The organism is Phytopseudomonas daroniae (assembly GCF_004327275.1).
Lineage (GTDB): Bacteria > Pseudomonadota > Gammaproteobacteria > Pseudomonadales > Pseudomonadaceae > Aquipseudomonas > Aquipseudomonas daroniae.
Genome location: NZ_QJUJ01000006.1, coordinates 127,069 through 142,257 on the forward strand (window position 1 = coordinate 127,069; position 15,189 = coordinate 142,257).

Genomic DNA, 15,189 nt, shown 5'->3' on the forward strand with positions numbered 1-15,189 from the left:
GCTGCGATGGCCGTCGTCCACCACGCCTGCCATCCAGTGTCGCAACGACTAAGCAGCGTAACGGCCCGACAGCGTCCACGCACCGGCGTAACGATTTGCCGCGCCGCCGGGTTTATGCTGGACTGCCCTGCCAACCCTGCACGAGAACTGAGCATGACTTCCTTTCAGGCACTATTCGCCATCGGCGAGCGCTTCGATGCCTTCGTCAGCCGCGGATTGCCCGCCGAGATTGCCGCAGTGCAGACCGCACAGGAGTTGCTGAATGCCGAAGACGCCCTGAGCCCCAACATCTACCAGCGGCTAGAGGCCGTGGAAGGCCGCTATTACCTGCTGGCGGCTGCTGAGATGTGGTGCCCGGACTGCCAGCTCAACCTCACGGCGATGGATCACCTGCAGCGCTTGCAACCTCGCGTAGCACTGGCGATCGTATCCAAGGGCCGTGCCGAGCATGATCTGAAAGAGCGCCTGAACCTGGAACGTATCCCGATTCCGCTGGTAGTGGTACTGGACGAACGCTTCGAGCCGATCGGCCGCTTCGTCGAGCAGCCGCAGGCGGTCATTGCCGGCGGCGAGGCGATCAAACCTGACTACCGTGCCGGCCGTTACCTGGAGAGCACGCTGGATGATCTGCTGACGATCATCGAGGCACACGAGGGGCATACCCGCTCTTGAGTGGCCATCAGGCAGCAGACTCCAGCAGATAGGGGCGAACCACATTCAGTGCCCGCTCGACGAAGTCTTCCTTTTCGCCCACCGGCGCCACGTAGTGCAGAACCTCGGCACACGCTTGCTCGCCGGCCAGGCGCGCGATGGCCCAGGCTGCCAGGTATGGCGCGGACAGGCAGCCGCCCGCCGTCGCCAGGTTGCCACGTGCGAAGAATGGCTGGTTCAGCACGTCGACGCCCGCCTCGATCACCCAAGGCTTGCTAGTCAGATCGGTGCAGGCGGGTATCCCTTGCAACAACCCAAGCCGCGCCATGAGCAAGGCACCGGAACACTGGGCGCCGATCAGTTGCCTTCGCGGGTCAAGTTGCAGGCGTTCGAGGGTACGGGCGTCCTCGGCAATCTGGCGGGTTCTGATGCCGCTGCCAAAGAGCACCACATCCGCTTCGCGGGCGAACTCCAGCGACTGCTGGGCCTGAACCTGCACGCCATTCATGGACATCACCTGCTCGCCAGGGCAGGTAATCTGCGCCTGCCAGCCGCGATCCCGCAGGCGGTTGAACAGCGCGCTGGCGACAAAAGAGTCGAGTTCGTTGAAACCATCGAATGTCAGTACGGCAATGCGCATGCCCTTTCTCCCGGGAAATTAAACGCTAGGGTCTGTTGACGTTTCAACGCGAGCCGCGTTGCCGCGAGAAATCTCGCCAGGCTAGGCGGAGGACGCAGGGAATGGTTGTTCCCTTGCCAAGTCCTCCAACAACGCATGGCGAGATTTCCCGCACAACCCGCAGGGCCGGGCCCGTTTTTGCGCGATGCGGCGTTACTCGATGGCTCATTTGGCCCACCAAACTTCGCATCTCGTGCCTTGCCTCGCGCAAAAACGGGCTCCGGCGCGGCCGTGCGTGAAACGTCAACAGACCCTAGGCAGAATCTACGGCCATGGGGCCTTGCGCGCTAAGCACAGAACCGGGCAATTATTCCCATACAGTGAGCCCGCCGGAGCTCAGATGCCCTGACGGTCGGCTGCTCACGTCATTGAATTTGGCGCAGGACGGTGCGCCGGTCGAAAGATGGAAACCGGAACCACCCTGACTGGAGAGAACGTCCAGATTCGCTGATATACCAGCCAGCATGAGCCGGAAAAGCGATGCTGTTCTGATGGTGCAGCAAATGCTGGCACAATACGCGCCCGGTAAAAATGAGGTGCCCCGTCATGGCAAAGGCAATGGCCCGCCACATCCTGGTCAAGACCGAAGCGGAAGCTGCTGGTCTGAAGAAACGTATCGCGGCGGGCGAGGCGTTCGATGTGCTGGCGCGCAAGCACTCTACCTGCCCCTCTGGGAAAAAAGGCGGCGACCTGGGCGAAGTGCGCCCCGGCCAGATGGTGCGCGCCATCGACCAGGTAATCTTCAAAAAACCGCTTCGCGAAGTCCATGGACCGATCAAGAGCCAGTTCGGCTATCACCTGGTGCAGGTGTTCTTCCGCGACTGACGTGCTTGTCTATGCATAGGTGAAAACGGTCTAGCGAAGCTGGGGTACAACCGGATGCGACGCACCTGCCAAGCTGGCAGGATGCAAGACTGTTCCCATTTCAGCGCATGCCGCCCCAGACGAAAGGAGATGGAAGGATGAGTTTTGGCCCCCTGGTCACCAGCGAATGGCTCGCCCGCGAGGGTGATGCCGCGGACGTGGTGCTGTTCGATGCCAGCACCTACCTGCCCAACGAAGCGAAGAACGGCCACGAGGAATACCTCAAGGCGCACATCCCCGGCGCACGTTTCTTCGATATCGACGCCTTTTCCGATCCCGATACGCCGCTGCCCCACACCGTGCCATCCCAAGGCCGTTTCGCTCGGCTGATCGGAGCCCAGGGCGTCGACAATGCCAGCCGCGTGGTGGTTTACGACCAGAAGGGGCTGTTTTCCGCTGCCCGTGCCTGGTGGTTGTTTCGCTATTTTGGTCATGAGCGCGTTGCCGTGCTCGATGGCGGGCTGCCCAAGTGGCTGGCCGAAGGCCGCCCCAGCGAAACCGGCGAACCTGCCGCTGTCACTGAGCGTACCTTCGAGACCAATGTGCATACCCGCAGGCTCAGGGGCCTGGGCGATGTACTCGAAGCCATCGACCACCGCGACACCCTGATCCTCGACGCCCGCGCCGCCAATCGTTTCGACGGCAGCACCGCGGAAGCACGTCCAGGCGTTGCCTCCGGCCATATCCCAGGCAGCCACAATCTGCCCTACAGCCGATTACTGCGCAGTGACCACACCTTGCTGCCAGCCGACTCGCTGCGCGCCCTGTTCGCCGAAGCCGGTGTCGACGGCAAAAAAACCGTGATCACCAGTTGCGGCAGTGGCGTAACGGCCGCCGTATTGTTGCTGGGCCTGGAGGTCGCCGGCCTGCCCGAGGCCGCGCTGTACGACGGCTCCTGGACAGAATGGGGCGGCCGCCAGGACACGCCCAAAGCGACTGGGGTCGTTTGATACGCCTGGCGCGCATGTATCCCTGAGGGAAATGTGCGCCAGCCTGCTATGCGCCGTTCCAATCGTCTCGCCCGATCCTCATTTGAATGCGCTTCGCTAGCGGGTCAAAAGAGCGGCGATCATGAGTAACGCCTGCAACTCCTCTACGGCTTGGCACAACAGGGTTGAGGAACATCACGCCCGAGAGGATCAGGGCGGTACGGTGAAAGAGTGGCCTGCGCACATCCATGTGCATTCAAACATTCGATCCTTTGCAGAACCCAGGCACTGATGCGCTGGCGAATCAGTCCGGCTAAGCCACCAGACGCATCGCATTGCGTGCCTGGGAAATCTTCTCCTAGGGTGGCGTCCGGCGAAAATGAGCCAAATCAGGTGATAGTTTCTTTATAAATCAGCTATATCCTATTGATAAAAAACGATTTACACATTGATATGAGACAGGAGAAATCGAAACCCTCAAAGAGGAAAGGAGCCGCAGTAGGTACAACTCATAGAAAGCGCAGTACTGTTGCAGGACAGACACCCAGGCATAAAAATCGCCGAAAATGCCGCCAAATGATGAGAACTCCAGGAGCAATCATCTTCACGTGCTCAACTCATAAGGGGGTAGGTGCCAAGTCAGTTACGAACACGCCTCACTGCTCAGACAAGGTTTTCTCGAAAAATAATTAAATAGCTCATATAAATACATGATATTTATAGAATTAATATCAAAAATCTCGAAACAGAATCAACATCTAGACATCGAAAACAGCTATAACCATATCCATTCAAATTCTTTTGAAGAATAAGCCATTGCTCGTATAACCCTGATGAACAGGACTCGAACGAGCACGCCATGCCCTGCGCCATCCGACCTTTTTCTGCATCTGTGCTGTACGCCCATCAACTGTTGCCTCATCAACAGTTGCACAACATTACGTTTGGCAGAGAAACACCTGACACTTATCCAGGCGGTTCAAGGCCCCGTAATTCGTGGCAAATGATGCTGGTACAGCTCTTGCTGTCTGCGTGCACCGCCCTGTTCACAGGGCTCTGTCACAGGACGCGTACATGATTGCTCGCCGCATCAACCCTACGATCAAGCGCAGACCGTCAACGGTCTCGCCCCATGCTCCCCGATGCCCGGCCCGTAATGAGCGGGAGGCAGCCCTATGAACGTTTTCTGGTTTCTGCCAACCCATGGCGACGGCCACTTTCTCGGTACCAGTCAGGGCGCCCGCCCGGTAAGCCTCAACTACCTCAAGCAGATCGCCCAGGCAGCCGATGGCCTCGGTTACTACGGCGTGCTGATTCCAACCGGCCGTTCCTGCGAAGACTCCTGGGTCGTGGCCTCGGCTCTGGCGCCGATGACGGAACGCCTGCGTTATCTGGTCGCCATCCGTCCGGGGATCATCTCGCCTACGGTCTCGGCGCGCATGACCGCGACCCTCGATCGCCTGTCAGGCGGGCGTCTGTTGATCAATGTCGTCACCGGCGGTGACCCTGACGAAAATCGCGGCGACGGCATTCACCTGAGCCATGCCGAGCGCTACGAAGTCACCGATGAATTCCTGCGTATCTGGCGTCGAGTCCTGCTGGGAGAAGCCGTGGATTTCGACGGCAAGCACCTGAAGGTCGATAACGCCAAAGCCCTCTATCCACCGTTGCAGCGCCCTTACCCGCCGCTGTACTTCGGTGGGTCGTCGGAGGCGGCCCATGAGCTTGCCGCCGAGCAGCTCGACGTCTACCTGACATGGGGCGAACCGCCTGCCGCGGTGGCCGAGAAAATCGCCGACGTGCGCGCCCGCGCCGCCAAACATGGTCGTACCCTTAAATTCGGTATTCGCCTGCACGTGATCGTCCGGGAAACGGCGGAAGAAGCCTGGGCAGCTGCAGATCGCTTGATCGAACACATCTCGGACGAAACCATCGAGGCTGCGCAGAAGTCATTCGCGCGTTTCGACTCCGAAGGCCAGCGGCGCATGGCCGCCCTGCATGGTGGGCGCCGCGACAGCCTGGAAATCGCCCCCAATCTCTGGGCTGGCGTGGGCCTGGTACGCGGCGGCGCTGGCACCGCACTGGTCGGCGACCCGCAGCAGGTGGCGGCTCGCATCAAGGAGTACGCCGATCTCGGCATCGACAGCTTCATTTTCTCGGGCTACCCCCACCTCGAGGAAGCCTACCGCTTCGCCGAGTTGGTCTTCCCTCTTCTACCCGAGCCCTATGCCAGCCTGGCCGGGCGTGGCATCACCAATCTCACTGGCCCATTCGGCGAAATGATCGCCAACGACGTGCTGCCCAGTACCCAGACCGCGAGGAGCAACGCGTGAGTGCCCATCAGAAAACTGCAGTTCTCAGCCCACTGCAAACCGCGCGAAAGCTGGCGGCCGGCTTTGCCGAAACCGCTGTCGAACGCGATGAAGCAGGTGGGACGCCAAAGGCCGAGCGCGACGCCATTCGCCAGAGCGGCCTGCTTGCACTCAGCATCCCGACGCAGTTCGGTGGCGTGGGCGCCAGCTGGGCCGAGACCCTGGGGGTGGTGCGTGAGTTCGCCAAGGTCGACAGCTCCATCGCCCATGTCTTCGGCTTCCAGCACCTGATGCTGGCAACCGTGCGCCTGTTCTCCCGCCCAGAGCAATGGCAGCCCTGGTACGAGCAGACGGCTCGCAAGAACTGGTTCTGGGGTAATGCTCTGAACCCGCTGGACACCCGAACCATCGTCAAGAAGTTCGATGGCTGGCGCGAGTTCTCCGGCAAGAAGAGCTTCTGTTCGGGCGCCACCGACTCGGAGATGCTGATCGCCTCGGCCGTCGACGAGAGCGCCGGGGGCAAACTGCTGATTGCCGCAATCCCCAGTGGCCGTACCGGCATCACCCTGCATGACGACTGGAACAACATGGGCCAGCGACAGACCGACAGCGGCAGCGCGACCTTCGAGCGGGTGCGTGTCGAGGAAGAGGAGCTGCTGCTCGACCCAGGCCCGCTGAGTACGCCATTCGCCTGCCTCAGGCCGCTGATCGCGCAACTGCACTTCTCCCACATCTTTCTCGGCATCGCCGAAGGTGCCCTGGAAGACGCACGCCACTACACCCTCAAGGAGGGTCGCCCGTGGTTCAGATCCAAGGCCCAGCACACCAGCGAGGATCCGTACATCCTGCGCCATTACGGAGAATTCTGGGTCGGCCTGGAAGGTGTGCGCCTGCTCGTCGAACGTGCCGCAGCGCAGCTCGATGAGGCCTGGAGCAAGGAACATGCCCTGAGCGCCGAAGAGCGCGCTCGACTGGCCATTTCCATTTCCACCGCCAAGGTGGCAGCCAGCCGTACTGGCCTGGATATCTGCAACCGCCTGTTCGAAGTCACCGGTGCTCGCGCCACCCATGCCTCGCTGCGCCTCGACAGGCACTGGCGCAACCTACGCACGCAAACCCTGCACGACCCCGTGGACTACAAGATCCAGGAACTGGGCGACTGGGCTCTCAACCAGACACGCCCCACGCCAACCTTCTACTCATAGGATAACCATGCAGCTGCTGACGCTTCCTCCCTCTCCCGCACTGGCTACCTCGATTCGGGCAACCGCACAGGTTTTCGAAGACCCAAAATCGCAGGCGCTGCTCGCCCACTTACAACAGGTCGCACCCAGCGAGGCCAGCGTCCTGATAATCGGCGAAACCGGTACAGGGAAGGAACTGGTCGCGCGGCATATCCATAACCTCAGCGGCCGGCGCAACGGGCCATTCATGGCGGTCAACTGCGGAGCCTTCTCCGAATCGCTGGTCGAGGCCGAGCTGTTCGGCCACGAAAAGGGCGCCTTCACCGGCGCCCTGGCCGCCAAGGCCGGCTGGTTCGAAGAGGCCAACGGCGGCACCCTGTTCCTCGACGAGATCGGTGACTTGCCGATGCCCATTCAGGTCAAGCTGCTGCGCGTTCTGCAGGAACGCGAGGTGGTACGCCTGGGCTCACGCAAAAGCATTCCGATCAACGTCAGGGTGCTGGCGGCAACCAACGTGCAGCTGGAAAAGGCCATCAACGCCGGGCATTTCCGCGAGGATCTGTACTACCGCCTGAATGTAGTCAGCCTGCAACTGCACCCGCTGCGCGAGCGCCCTGGCGACATCCTGCCGCTGACCCGTCACTTCATCACGGCCTACAGCAACCGCCTGGGCTACGGCGAGGTACGCCTGACCGACGAGGCACAGGCCAAGCTGGTCAACTACAGCTGGCCCGGCAACATCCGTGAGCTGGAAAATGTCATCCACCATACGTTGCTGATCTGCCGCGCCGGTGTGATCGAGCGCGACGATTTGCGCCTGTCGAACATGCGCATCGAACGCCAGGATGGCACGCCGCCCGTCGATGAGTCCGCCGAGGCCCTGTTGCAGCGGGCGTTCCAGCGGCTGTTCGAAGAGCAGAGCGGCGCCCTTCACGAGAAGGTCGAAGATAGCCTGCTAAGGGCCGCCTACCGCTTCAGTCACTACAACCAGGTACATACCGCCAGCCTGCTGGGGCTGACGCGCAACGTCACGCGGGCCCGGCTGATCGCGATTGGCGAGCTGGTCGTCAACAAACGAAAACCTGCGCAAAGTTCGCAGGGCAACCGGGTCATCAACCTGTCGATATGACACTCGATGCCCATGCCGAGCATGCGATAGACGGAGGCGTGAATCGCCTTCCCCGCCCACAATCGCGTAAAGGATGTACTCATGAGCCTGGACATATTCTGGTTTCTTCCCACCTCCGGCGATACCCGCTACCTGGGCCACTCCGGGAGCGGACGCCCCGCCACCAACGCCTACATGCGGCAGATCGCGGTGGCCGCCGATCAGCTCGGTTACGATGGCCTGCTGATCCCAACCGGCGCCAGCTGTCTCGATCCCTGGGTCACGGCGGCGAGCCTGGTGCCGGTCACCCAGCGCATCAAACTGCTGGTTGCCCTGCGCACCTCGCTTGGCAACCCCACCGCCTCGGCACGCCAGGCGGCCAGCCTCGACCAGGCCAGCGGCGGCCGGCTGCTGCTCAACGTGGTGCCGGGTGGCGACGCCACCGAGCTGGAAGCGGACGGTGTGTTTCTCGATCATGATCAGCGCTACGAGGCCTCCGACGAGTTTCTCGGCATCTGGCGCCAACTGCTGCAAGGCGAGACCGTCGACTTCGATGGCAAACACCTCAAGGTACGCGGTGCGCAGAACTTCTTCCCACCGGTACAGACTCCCTATCCGCCCCTGTACTTTGGCGGTTCGTCCCCCGCGGCCCACGACCTGGCAGCCAAGCATGTCGACGCCTACCTGACCTGGGGCGAGCCGCCAGCGGCAGTGGCCGAGAAGATCGCCGACGTGCGTGCCCGGGCAGCCGCCTATGGCCGCACGGTGCGCTTCGGCGTACGCCTGCATGTGATCGTGCGCGAGACCAACGACGCCGCCTGGGCGGCGGCCGACGAGTTGATCAGTCATCTGGACGACGAGAGCATTGCCGCCGCGCAAAGCAACTACGCCAAGATGGATTCCGAAGGTCAGCGGCGCATGGCGGCACTGCATGGCGGCCAGCGCGACAAACTGGAGGTGGCGCCCAACCTGTGGGCCGGCGTTGGCCTGGTACGCGGCGGTGCAGGTACGGCACTGGTCGGCGATCCGCAAACGGTAGCTGCACGTCTTCAGGAATATGCCGACCTGGGCGTCGACAGCTTCGTGCTCTCCGGCTACCCGCACCTGGAAGAAGCCTACCGCTTCGCCGAACTGGTGTTTCCGCTGCTGCCGGGCAAAGGCAAGGTCACCGTTGATGACGCCTTTACCGGCGGCGCCTTCGATATCCGCGCTGGCCAGAAGAAGGAGAACGCGGCTTGATCCTGCCCATGGACGAGTGACACATCCCGGGCGGGATCTGCCAGTTGGAGAGCCCTGCCCGGAATCATCATTCACCAGACACGATACTCAGATCGCATGGGCCAGGTGCAGCTCGGTCAGCGCTTCGGCTTTCAGCCGCGACAGTTCACCATCGCGTCTGTCTCGGGGACGCGACAGGTTGACGATGAGTTCCTGACGGATGCCGCTGGGGCGACTGCCCATCACCAGCACCCGGTCACTGAGATACAGCGCCTCGTCCACGTCGTGGGTCACCACCAGCAGGGCGATGGCATGGTGCTTGGCAAGCTCGAGGAGCAGATCCTGTAGTTTCATGCGGGTGAAGGCATCCACCGCGCTGAAGGGTTCGTCGAGCAGCAACACCCGCGGCCGCGAATAGAGCCCGCGGGCCAGGGCCACGCGCTGCGCCATACCGCCGGAGAGCTCCTTGGGCAGCGCCTTGGCGAAACCATCCAGCCCCACTTCGGCGATCAGTTGCGCCACTCGCTCACGGTCGTAGTCGCGGTCGTCGGCAAAACCGATGTTCTGCTCCACCGTGAGCCATGGCATCAGCCGCGGCTCCTGAAACACGAAAGAGACGTCGCCGCCCTGCTCACCGAGCTGCACGCGGCCATTGAACTCACGTTCCAGCCCCGCGACGATACGCAGCAAGGTGCTCTTGCCGCAGCCACTGGGGCCCAGCAGGCTGACGATCTCCCGCTCGCCCAGGGACAGACCGACGTTCTGCAGTACGGTCACGCCAGCGAAACTCTTGCGCTCCACGCGTATATCCAGCAATGACGCAGCCATCTCAAACCTCCTTGCCAGTGAATGCATCACGCCAGCCCAGCAGACGCTGCTCCAGCTTGGCCAACAGGCCGTCGCTGAGCTTGCCGAGCAGTGCCAGGACGATGATCGAGGCCAGGACGATATCCGGCCGCGAGGTTTCCCGGCCGTCGGTGAGCAGGTAGCCGAGCCCCCTCGTGGCGGCGATCAGTTCGGCGGCGACCAGGAACATCCAGGCCAGGCTGAGCCCGCTGCGCAAGCCGGTCATCAGCCCGGGCAACGCAGCCGGCAGAAGAATACGCCAGACCAGACGACGCGAGCTGAAGCCATACATCTGGCCCACCTCGACCAGCTTGCGATCGATGTTGCGGATTGCCGCGACGCCGTTGACGTAAACCGGAAAGAAGGCGCCGATGGCGATCAGAACCACCTTGGAGGTCTCGTCGATGCCCAGCCAGAGCAACAGCAGCGGCACCCAGGCCAGGCTGGGAATCGCCCGCAGCCCGGCGAAAGTGGGTTCCAGATAGGCTTCAGCCTCACGGCTCAGGCCAACCCAGGCGGCCACCAGCAGGGCCAGCCCGGCGCCGATCGCGAAACCGGCGAATACCCGCGCCAGGCTGGCGCCGATATGCCCCCACAGCGGCCCTTCGGCCAGCTCATGCAGGGTCAGCACGATCTCGCTGGGCGCCGGCATCTGATAGGACGGAATCCAGCCGATGCGCACCACGATTTCCAGAAACACGATCAGCAGCAGCGGGATGACCAATCCCTTGGCGCGCCGACGCCAGGCACTGGCATCGAACCCCGGTTTCCATGGGGAACTGCGCAAAGCCGGCAGCGACTTGCTCTTGATTGTCATGAAAGGCTCCCCGATTGTTGAAGCGACATGAACACAGCGCTTGCCGCAGAGAATGGCGACAAGCGCTGCATCCACGCCTTATTTGGCGGCGATGGCCTGCTTGCCGAACGCCGGCTCGATGAGTGCGTCCACCACGGCGTTCACGTCAGTACCACGGCGCACCAGTTGCTCTTCGAGCAGGATGGGTGCGGCAGCCTTGAGCGCTGCGACATGTTCAGAGCCGGGCTGGGCGTTGCTGAAGTCGGTGCGCTGCAGTTGCAGCTTGGCTACTTCCAGCGGCAGCTTGGCTTCTTCGGAGAGAATCTTGGCGAGCTCTTCGGGATTGGCACGGGCCCATTCGCGCGCCTTTTCGTAGGCTGCCAGTACCTTGTCGATGGCCTGCGGATGCTCCTTGGCGAACTTCTCGGTAACGCTCACCACGCCGTAGCTGTTGAAGTCGAGATTGCGATAGAGAATGCGCGAGCCGGCCTGCAACTGGCTGGCGGCGAGCAGCGGGTCGAGACCGGCCCAGGCATCGACGTCACCCTTTTCCAGGGCGGTGCGGCCATCCGGATGCTGCAGGTGCACCAGCTCCACATCGTTCTTGTCGAGGCCGACCGTGGCCAGGCTGCGCAGGGTGAACAGGAAGGGATCGGTGCCTTTGGTGGCAGCGATCTTCTTGCCTCTCAGATCCTCCAGGGTCTTGATCGGCGAGTCCTTGCCCACCACCAGTGCCGTCCACTCCGGGCGGCTGGCGACGTAAACGGTCTTGATCGGGCTGCCATTGGCGCGGCTCAGTACGGCGGCCAATCCTGCGGTGGATCCGAAATCCACACCGCCGCTGTTGAGGTATTCGAGGGAGCGGTTGCTGCCCTGGCTGAACACCCAGCTCACCTTGGTATCGGGGCCAACGCTCTCCTCCAGCCAGCCAAAGCGCTTGAGCACCAGGCTGGTCGGTGAGTAATAGGCATAGTCGAGCTTCAGCTCCTTGGGCAGATCCGCCGCCTGAAGCGGAGCAGACAGGGTGAAGGCGGTAGCGGCTAAAGCCAGCAGCCGTACGAACGAATTGGCGACGCGGGATTGGCGCATGGAATGCTCCTGACAGGGACAGAAGCGGAACAGCTCCTGAGGTCGCCCTGAAAGCGTCGCTCGGATCAATTCCGCGATTGTGCAGAGCATTGCAGCAGTCGTGCCAGCGCCCTGGGCCCGGTTTCCGTGGGTTTTCGCGCATTCACCTGCCACGCCACAGGCAATGTGTTAATCCACTGTTGCCGGGCAAACAGTTGAGCGCGTAGCTCATTTGTAATGTCAGCCATCTCGCCATGCTGACCTCAAAGCCTCTCAAATGCAGTCATCAAATACCTGATCACTGCGACTTGCCCATGAGCGCCCTATGCGGGCAGAAGGCAAAGCGCGGTGAGGCGAGCTGACCTGCCCTTCAGCGGCGAGGGGCTGTAGTTCGATCAACCAAGTTTTACCATTACGCACTTTCGCGCCGTACCAGGCGTCTTCGGGCATGCACGAGTGCCGGCATATGCGAACCAGCTGCGCTGGCGTAAGGGTTGCCATAGGTTTTCTCAGGGCATCAAAAACCCATACGTGGCGGGCTTAGTCAGTAGTTTAGGTTGTACTACTATTGATATTTCTTGGGCGGGCTGGGGATGTCTCATGGAAAAGCCAAAGCTTCAAGCGTTCGCGAGCAGATACGTAGCGGAGCTGATCAATAGTGCACCACCGGACGCCGTAGTCCTCTCTACTGAGGGCTTCTCACATGAAGATCGTGATGCTGTTTATCGTGTGCTGAATCAGATCAGAGAACGCCTGTTGACCGAGGCCGAGGTGCTGGAATCGCTTTAAGCACCCTATCCAGAGCCCGGCCTGAAACCAAAACCGTTGGAGATGCACGCCATGCTGAGCTACACCATGATAGGCACCAACGACCTACGCGCCGCAGAGATCTTTTACAACGCGCTCCTGGTTCCACTGGGATACGAAGTGGAGCGATGGGAAAGTCAGTTGTGTTACTCGCTTCCTGGCACTGAGGATCGCGAGAATGGCCCAGGGGCGTTTCACGTGACCACCCCTTATGACGGAAAGCCGGCAACGGTCGGCAACGGCAGCATGGTCGCGTTCAGAGCGCAGAAACAGGACGAGGTACGCGACCTCCATGCAGAGGGCGTGCGCCATGGGGGAGTGAATGAAGGCTCACCCGGTTTTCGCGAGGCCTACAGCCCGAACTTCTTTGTCGGTTATCTCCGCGATCCAGATGGCAACAAGGTGGCACTTTTCTGCACCAATCCTCATGAACCCGTGCGACCTGAAAAGTAACCATTGATCCACATCCAGATGCAGCAGATCAGCGAGCCGGTGATCGTGACATTGCCTTCTCGGCAGAGATTCGGGCATTGGATTTTCTGCAGACGGAAAAAGCCACACGCGGCGGGCTCAGTGAGAACCGAGAATGCCTGGCATCAAAATGCCAGTACATTAGTGTTTTCGAAGATCATCTACAACAATTGGGAATAGCCTATAACCCGGCTCAGCCAGGGATCGAGAACAGCGGGCTGCAGAATCATGCAGGGCGTAGTGGATGCTGATCATGCCATTAGCAATGCAGGCCTTACTGCTCATCGGCACCTGATCATCAGGCTCCAGCCATCTGCTCGAGCAGTTGTTCTCGGTGCGCAAGCCTCTCCTCCATGTCGTCCAACAGACGAGTGACCCGCATCATCAGTGACCACCGCCCCTGAAAGCGCTGGGTATTCGCTACTGTCCTCCGTACAATACGCGCCACACATACGCAAACCATGTGCCTAATGGCAGGGATGGCTCCGGCCTTCATCGCCAAGCAGTTGGGCCACTTAGTGCAGATTCTGCTGACGCGCTATGCCCGATGGATTGCTGGCGAAGGCGACTGGGCAGAGATGAGCAAGCTAAGAATTGCCCCAAAACTGCCCCAAGAGTAAATCCACCCCTTTGAAACATGCGAGATAGACAGCTTTGATTTCCACAGCAAATATCACGATGCAGTTCGGTGCCAAGCCGCTGTTCGAGAACGTGTCCGTTAAGTTCAACAACGGCAACCGCTACGGCCTGATCGGCGCCAATGGCTGCGGCAAGTCGACGTTCATGAAAATCCTCGGGGGCGATCTCGAGCCCTCCGGCGGCCAGGTCATGCTCGAGCCGAACGTGCGTCTCGGCAAGCTGCGCCAGGATCAGTTCGCCTACGAAGAATTCAACGTGATCGACACCGTGATCATGGGTCACGAGGAGCTGTGGAAGGTCAAGGCCGAGCGCGATCGTATCTATTCGCTGCCGGAAATGAGCGAAGAGGATGGCATGAAGGTCGGTGAGCTCGAAGGTGAGTTCGCCGAGATGGACGGCTACACCGCCGAATCCCGTGCCGGCGAGCTGTTGCTCGGTCTGGGCATCCCGCTGGAACAGCATTTCGGCCCGATGAGCGAAGTCGCCCCCGGCTGGAAGCTGCGCGTGCTGCTGGCTCAGGCATTGTTCTCCGATCCGGACGTGCTGCTGCTCGACGAACCGACCAACCACCTGGATATCAACACCATCCGCTGGCTGGAAACGATTCTGACGGCGCGTAACAGCACCATGATCATCATTTCCCACGACCGCCACTTCCTGAACGCGGTCTGCACCCACATGGCGGATCTGGATTACGGCGAGCTGCGCCTGTTCCCGGGCAACTACGACGAATACATGACCGCTGCGACCCAGTCGCGCGAGCAATTGCTGTCGGACAACGCCAAGAAGAAGGCACAGATTTCCGAGCTGCAGAGCTTCGTCAGCCGCTTCTCGGCCAACGCCTCGAAAGCCAAGCAGGCCACCAGCCGTGCCAAGCAGATCGACAAGATCCAGCTGGCCGAGGTCAAGCCGTCGAGCCGGGTCAGCCCGTTCATCCGCTTCGAGCAGACCAAGAAACTGCATCGCCAGGCCGTGACCATCGAGCAGATGTCCAAGGGGTTCGATGGCAAACCGCTGTTCAAGAACTTCAGCTTCACTGTCGAAGCCGGCGAGCGCGTCGCGATCATCGGCCCCAACGGCATCGGCAAGACCACCCTGCTGCGCACCCTGGTCGGTGAACTGACCCCGGACACCGGTGCGGTGAAATGGACGGAAAGCGCCGAGGTCGGCTATTACGCCCAGGATCACGCCCACGACTTCGAAGACGACGTGACCCTGTTCGACTGGATGGGCCAGTGGACGCAAGGCGAACAGGTCATCCGTGGCACCCTGGGGCGCATGCTGTTCTCCAACGACGAGATCCTCAAGTCGGTCAAGGTGATCTCCGGTGGTGAGCAGGGTCGCATGCTGTTCGGCAAGTTGATCCTGCAGAAGCCCAACGTGCTGGTGATGGACGAACCGACCAACCACCTGGACATGGAATCCATCGAAGCGCTCAACCTGGCGCTGGAGAACTACCCAGGCACGCTGATCTTCGTCAGCCATGATCGCGAGTTCGTCGGCTCCCTGGCCACGCGCATCATCGAGCTGTCGGACGATGGCGTCACCGACTTCAGCGGTACCTACGACGATTACCTGCGCAGCCAGGGCATCATCGTCTGATCGCTTGACCGAGAC

General features: G+C 61.2%; 14 protein-coding genes. 10 read left to right on the forward strand and 4 right to left on the reverse strand.

Annotated features, from left to right (window positions below):
- The first annotated feature begins 153 nt into the window (after window positions 1–153).
- The gene (locus DNK10_RS15755; protein ID WP_131192215.1) at window positions 154–672 is read left to right on the forward strand and encodes a thioredoxin family protein; all 519 of its coding nucleotides are present in this window, start codon (window positions 154–156) and stop codon (window positions 670–672) included.
- Window positions 673–679: 7 nt separating this feature from the next.
- On the opposite strand, the gene DNK10_RS15760 is transcribed toward DNK10_RS15755, so the two are convergent.
- A complete protein-coding gene (locus tag DNK10_RS15760; RefSeq protein WP_131180655.1) occupies window positions 680–1,291 on the reverse strand; it encodes a DJ-1/PfpI family protein in 612 nt (203 codons plus the stop codon).
- Window positions 1,292–1,876: 585 nt separating this feature from the next.
- Between DNK10_RS15760 and DNK10_RS15770 the strand changes: the two genes are divergently transcribed.
- The 6 genes from DNK10_RS15770 to ssuD (DNK10_RS15795) all read left to right on the forward strand — a co-directional run bounded on the left by DNK10_RS15770 (window position 1,877) and on the right by ssuD (DNK10_RS15795) (window position 8,966).
- A complete protein-coding gene (locus DNK10_RS15770) occupies window positions 1,877–2,155 on the forward strand; it encodes a peptidylprolyl isomerase (protein ID WP_131180656.1) in 279 nt (92 codons plus the stop codon).
- 137 nt (window positions 2,156–2,292) lie between these two features.
- The gene (sseA, locus tag DNK10_RS15775; RefSeq protein ID WP_131180657.1) at window positions 2,293–3,144 is read left to right on the forward strand and encodes a 3-mercaptopyruvate sulfurtransferase; all 852 of its coding nucleotides are present in this window, start codon (window positions 2,293–2,295) and stop codon (window positions 3,142–3,144) included.
- A 1,154-nt stretch (window positions 3,145–4,298) separates the two neighbouring features.
- Window positions 4,299–5,456, forward strand: coding sequence for an FMNH2-dependent alkanesulfonate monooxygenase (gene ssuD, locus DNK10_RS15780; protein ID WP_131180658.1), 1,158 nt, complete (start codon window positions 4,299–4,301; stop codon window positions 5,454–5,456).
- Entirely contained in the window at window positions 5,453–6,640 is a 1,188-nt protein-coding gene (locus DNK10_RS15785) for an acyl-CoA dehydrogenase family protein (RefSeq protein WP_131180659.1), read from the forward strand. Before ssuD (DNK10_RS15780) ends, DNK10_RS15785 begins: the two co-directional genes overlap by 4 nt.
- A gap of 7 nt (window positions 6,641–6,647) precedes the next feature.
- The gene (locus DNK10_RS15790) at window positions 6,648–7,748 is read left to right on the forward strand and encodes a sigma-54 interaction domain-containing protein (RefSeq protein WP_131180660.1); all 1,101 of its coding nucleotides are present in this window, start codon (window positions 6,648–6,650) and stop codon (window positions 7,746–7,748) included.
- An 81-nt stretch (window positions 7,749–7,829) separates the two neighbouring features.
- Window positions 7,830–8,966, forward strand: coding sequence for an FMNH2-dependent alkanesulfonate monooxygenase (gene ssuD / locus DNK10_RS15795; RefSeq protein ID WP_131192217.1), 1,137 nt, complete (start codon window positions 7,830–7,832; stop codon window positions 8,964–8,966).
- 87 nt (window positions 8,967–9,053) lie between these two features.
- On the opposite strand, the gene DNK10_RS15800 is transcribed toward ssuD (DNK10_RS15795), so the two are convergent.
- The 3 genes from DNK10_RS15800 to DNK10_RS15810 form a co-directional block, all read right to left on the reverse strand.
- Entirely contained in the window at window positions 9,054–9,773 is a 720-nt protein-coding gene (locus tag DNK10_RS15800) for an ABC transporter ATP-binding protein (protein ID WP_131180662.1), read from the reverse strand.
- 1 nt (window position 9,774) lies between these two features.
- Window positions 9,775–10,608: an ABC transporter permease gene (locus tag DNK10_RS15805; protein ID WP_131192218.1), complete on the reverse strand. Its 834-nt coding sequence runs from the start codon at window positions 10,606–10,608 to the stop codon at window positions 9,775–9,777.
- A gap of 78 nt (window positions 10,609–10,686) precedes the next feature.
- Window positions 10,687–11,676 (reverse strand): aliphatic sulfonate ABC transporter substrate-binding protein, encoded by a 990-nt coding sequence (locus tag DNK10_RS15810; protein ID WP_131192219.1) that lies wholly within the window; start codon window positions 11,674–11,676, stop codon window positions 10,687–10,689.
- 579 nt (window positions 11,677–12,255) lie between these two features.
- On the opposite strand from DNK10_RS15810, the gene DNK10_RS15815 reads away from it, so the two are divergent.
- The 3 genes from DNK10_RS15815 to DNK10_RS15830 all read left to right on the forward strand — a co-directional run bounded on the left by DNK10_RS15815 (window position 12,256) and on the right by DNK10_RS15830 (window position 15,174).
- A complete protein-coding gene (locus DNK10_RS15815) occupies window positions 12,256–12,444 on the forward strand; it encodes a hypothetical protein (RefSeq protein WP_131180698.1) in 189 nt (62 codons plus the stop codon).
- Window positions 12,445–12,495: 51 nt separating this feature from the next.
- Window positions 12,496–12,915, forward strand: a complete 420-nt coding sequence (locus tag DNK10_RS15820; protein ID WP_131192220.1) for a VOC family protein — start codon at window positions 12,496–12,498, stop codon at window positions 12,913–12,915.
- A 672-nt stretch (window positions 12,916–13,587) separates the two neighbouring features.
- On the forward strand, window positions 13,588–15,174 hold the full coding sequence (locus tag DNK10_RS15830; protein WP_131192221.1) for an ABC-F family ATPase: 1,587 nt from the start codon (window positions 13,588–13,590) through the stop codon (window positions 15,172–15,174).
- Window positions 15,175–15,189: the final 15 nt, after the last annotated feature.

Coding starts and splice junctions, on each gene's coding strand:
- DNK10_RS15755 (WP_131192215.1), top strand. CDS start 154: ATGACTTCCTTTCAGGCACTATTCGCCATCGGCGAGCGCTTCGATGCC.
- DNK10_RS15760 (WP_131180655.1), bottom strand. CDS start 1,291: ATGCGCATTGCCGTACTGACATTCGATGGTTTCAACGAACTCGACTCT.
- DNK10_RS15805 (WP_131192218.1), bottom strand. CDS start 10,608: ATGACAATCAAGAGCAAGTCGCTGCCGGCTTTGCGCAGTTCCCCATGG.
- ssuD (WP_131180658.1), top strand. CDS start 4,299: ATGAACGTTTTCTGGTTTCTGCCAACCCATGGCGACGGCCACTTTCTC.
- sseA (WP_131180657.1), top strand. CDS start 2,293: ATGAGTTTTGGCCCCCTGGTCACCAGCGAATGGCTCGCCCGCGAGGGT.
- DNK10_RS15790 (WP_131180660.1), top strand. CDS start 6,648: ATGCAGCTGCTGACGCTTCCTCCCTCTCCCGCACTGGCTACCTCGATT.
- DNK10_RS15810 (WP_131192219.1), bottom strand. CDS start 11,676: ATGCGCCAATCCCGCGTCGCCAATTCGTTCGTACGGCTGCTGGCTTTA.
- DNK10_RS15800 (WP_131180662.1), bottom strand. CDS start 9,773: ATGGCTGCGTCATTGCTGGATATACGCGTGGAGCGCAAGAGTTTCGCT.
- ssuD (WP_131192217.1), top strand. CDS start 7,830: ATGAGCCTGGACATATTCTGGTTTCTTCCCACCTCCGGCGATACCCGC.
- DNK10_RS15820 (WP_131192220.1), top strand. CDS start 12,496: ATGCTGAGCTACACCATGATAGGCACCAACGACCTACGCGCCGCAGAG.
- DNK10_RS15770 (WP_131180656.1), top strand. CDS start 1,877: ATGGCAAAGGCAATGGCCCGCCACATCCTGGTCAAGACCGAAGCGGAA.
- DNK10_RS15815 (WP_131180698.1), top strand. CDS start 12,256: ATGGAAAAGCCAAAGCTTCAAGCGTTCGCGAGCAGATACGTAGCGGAG.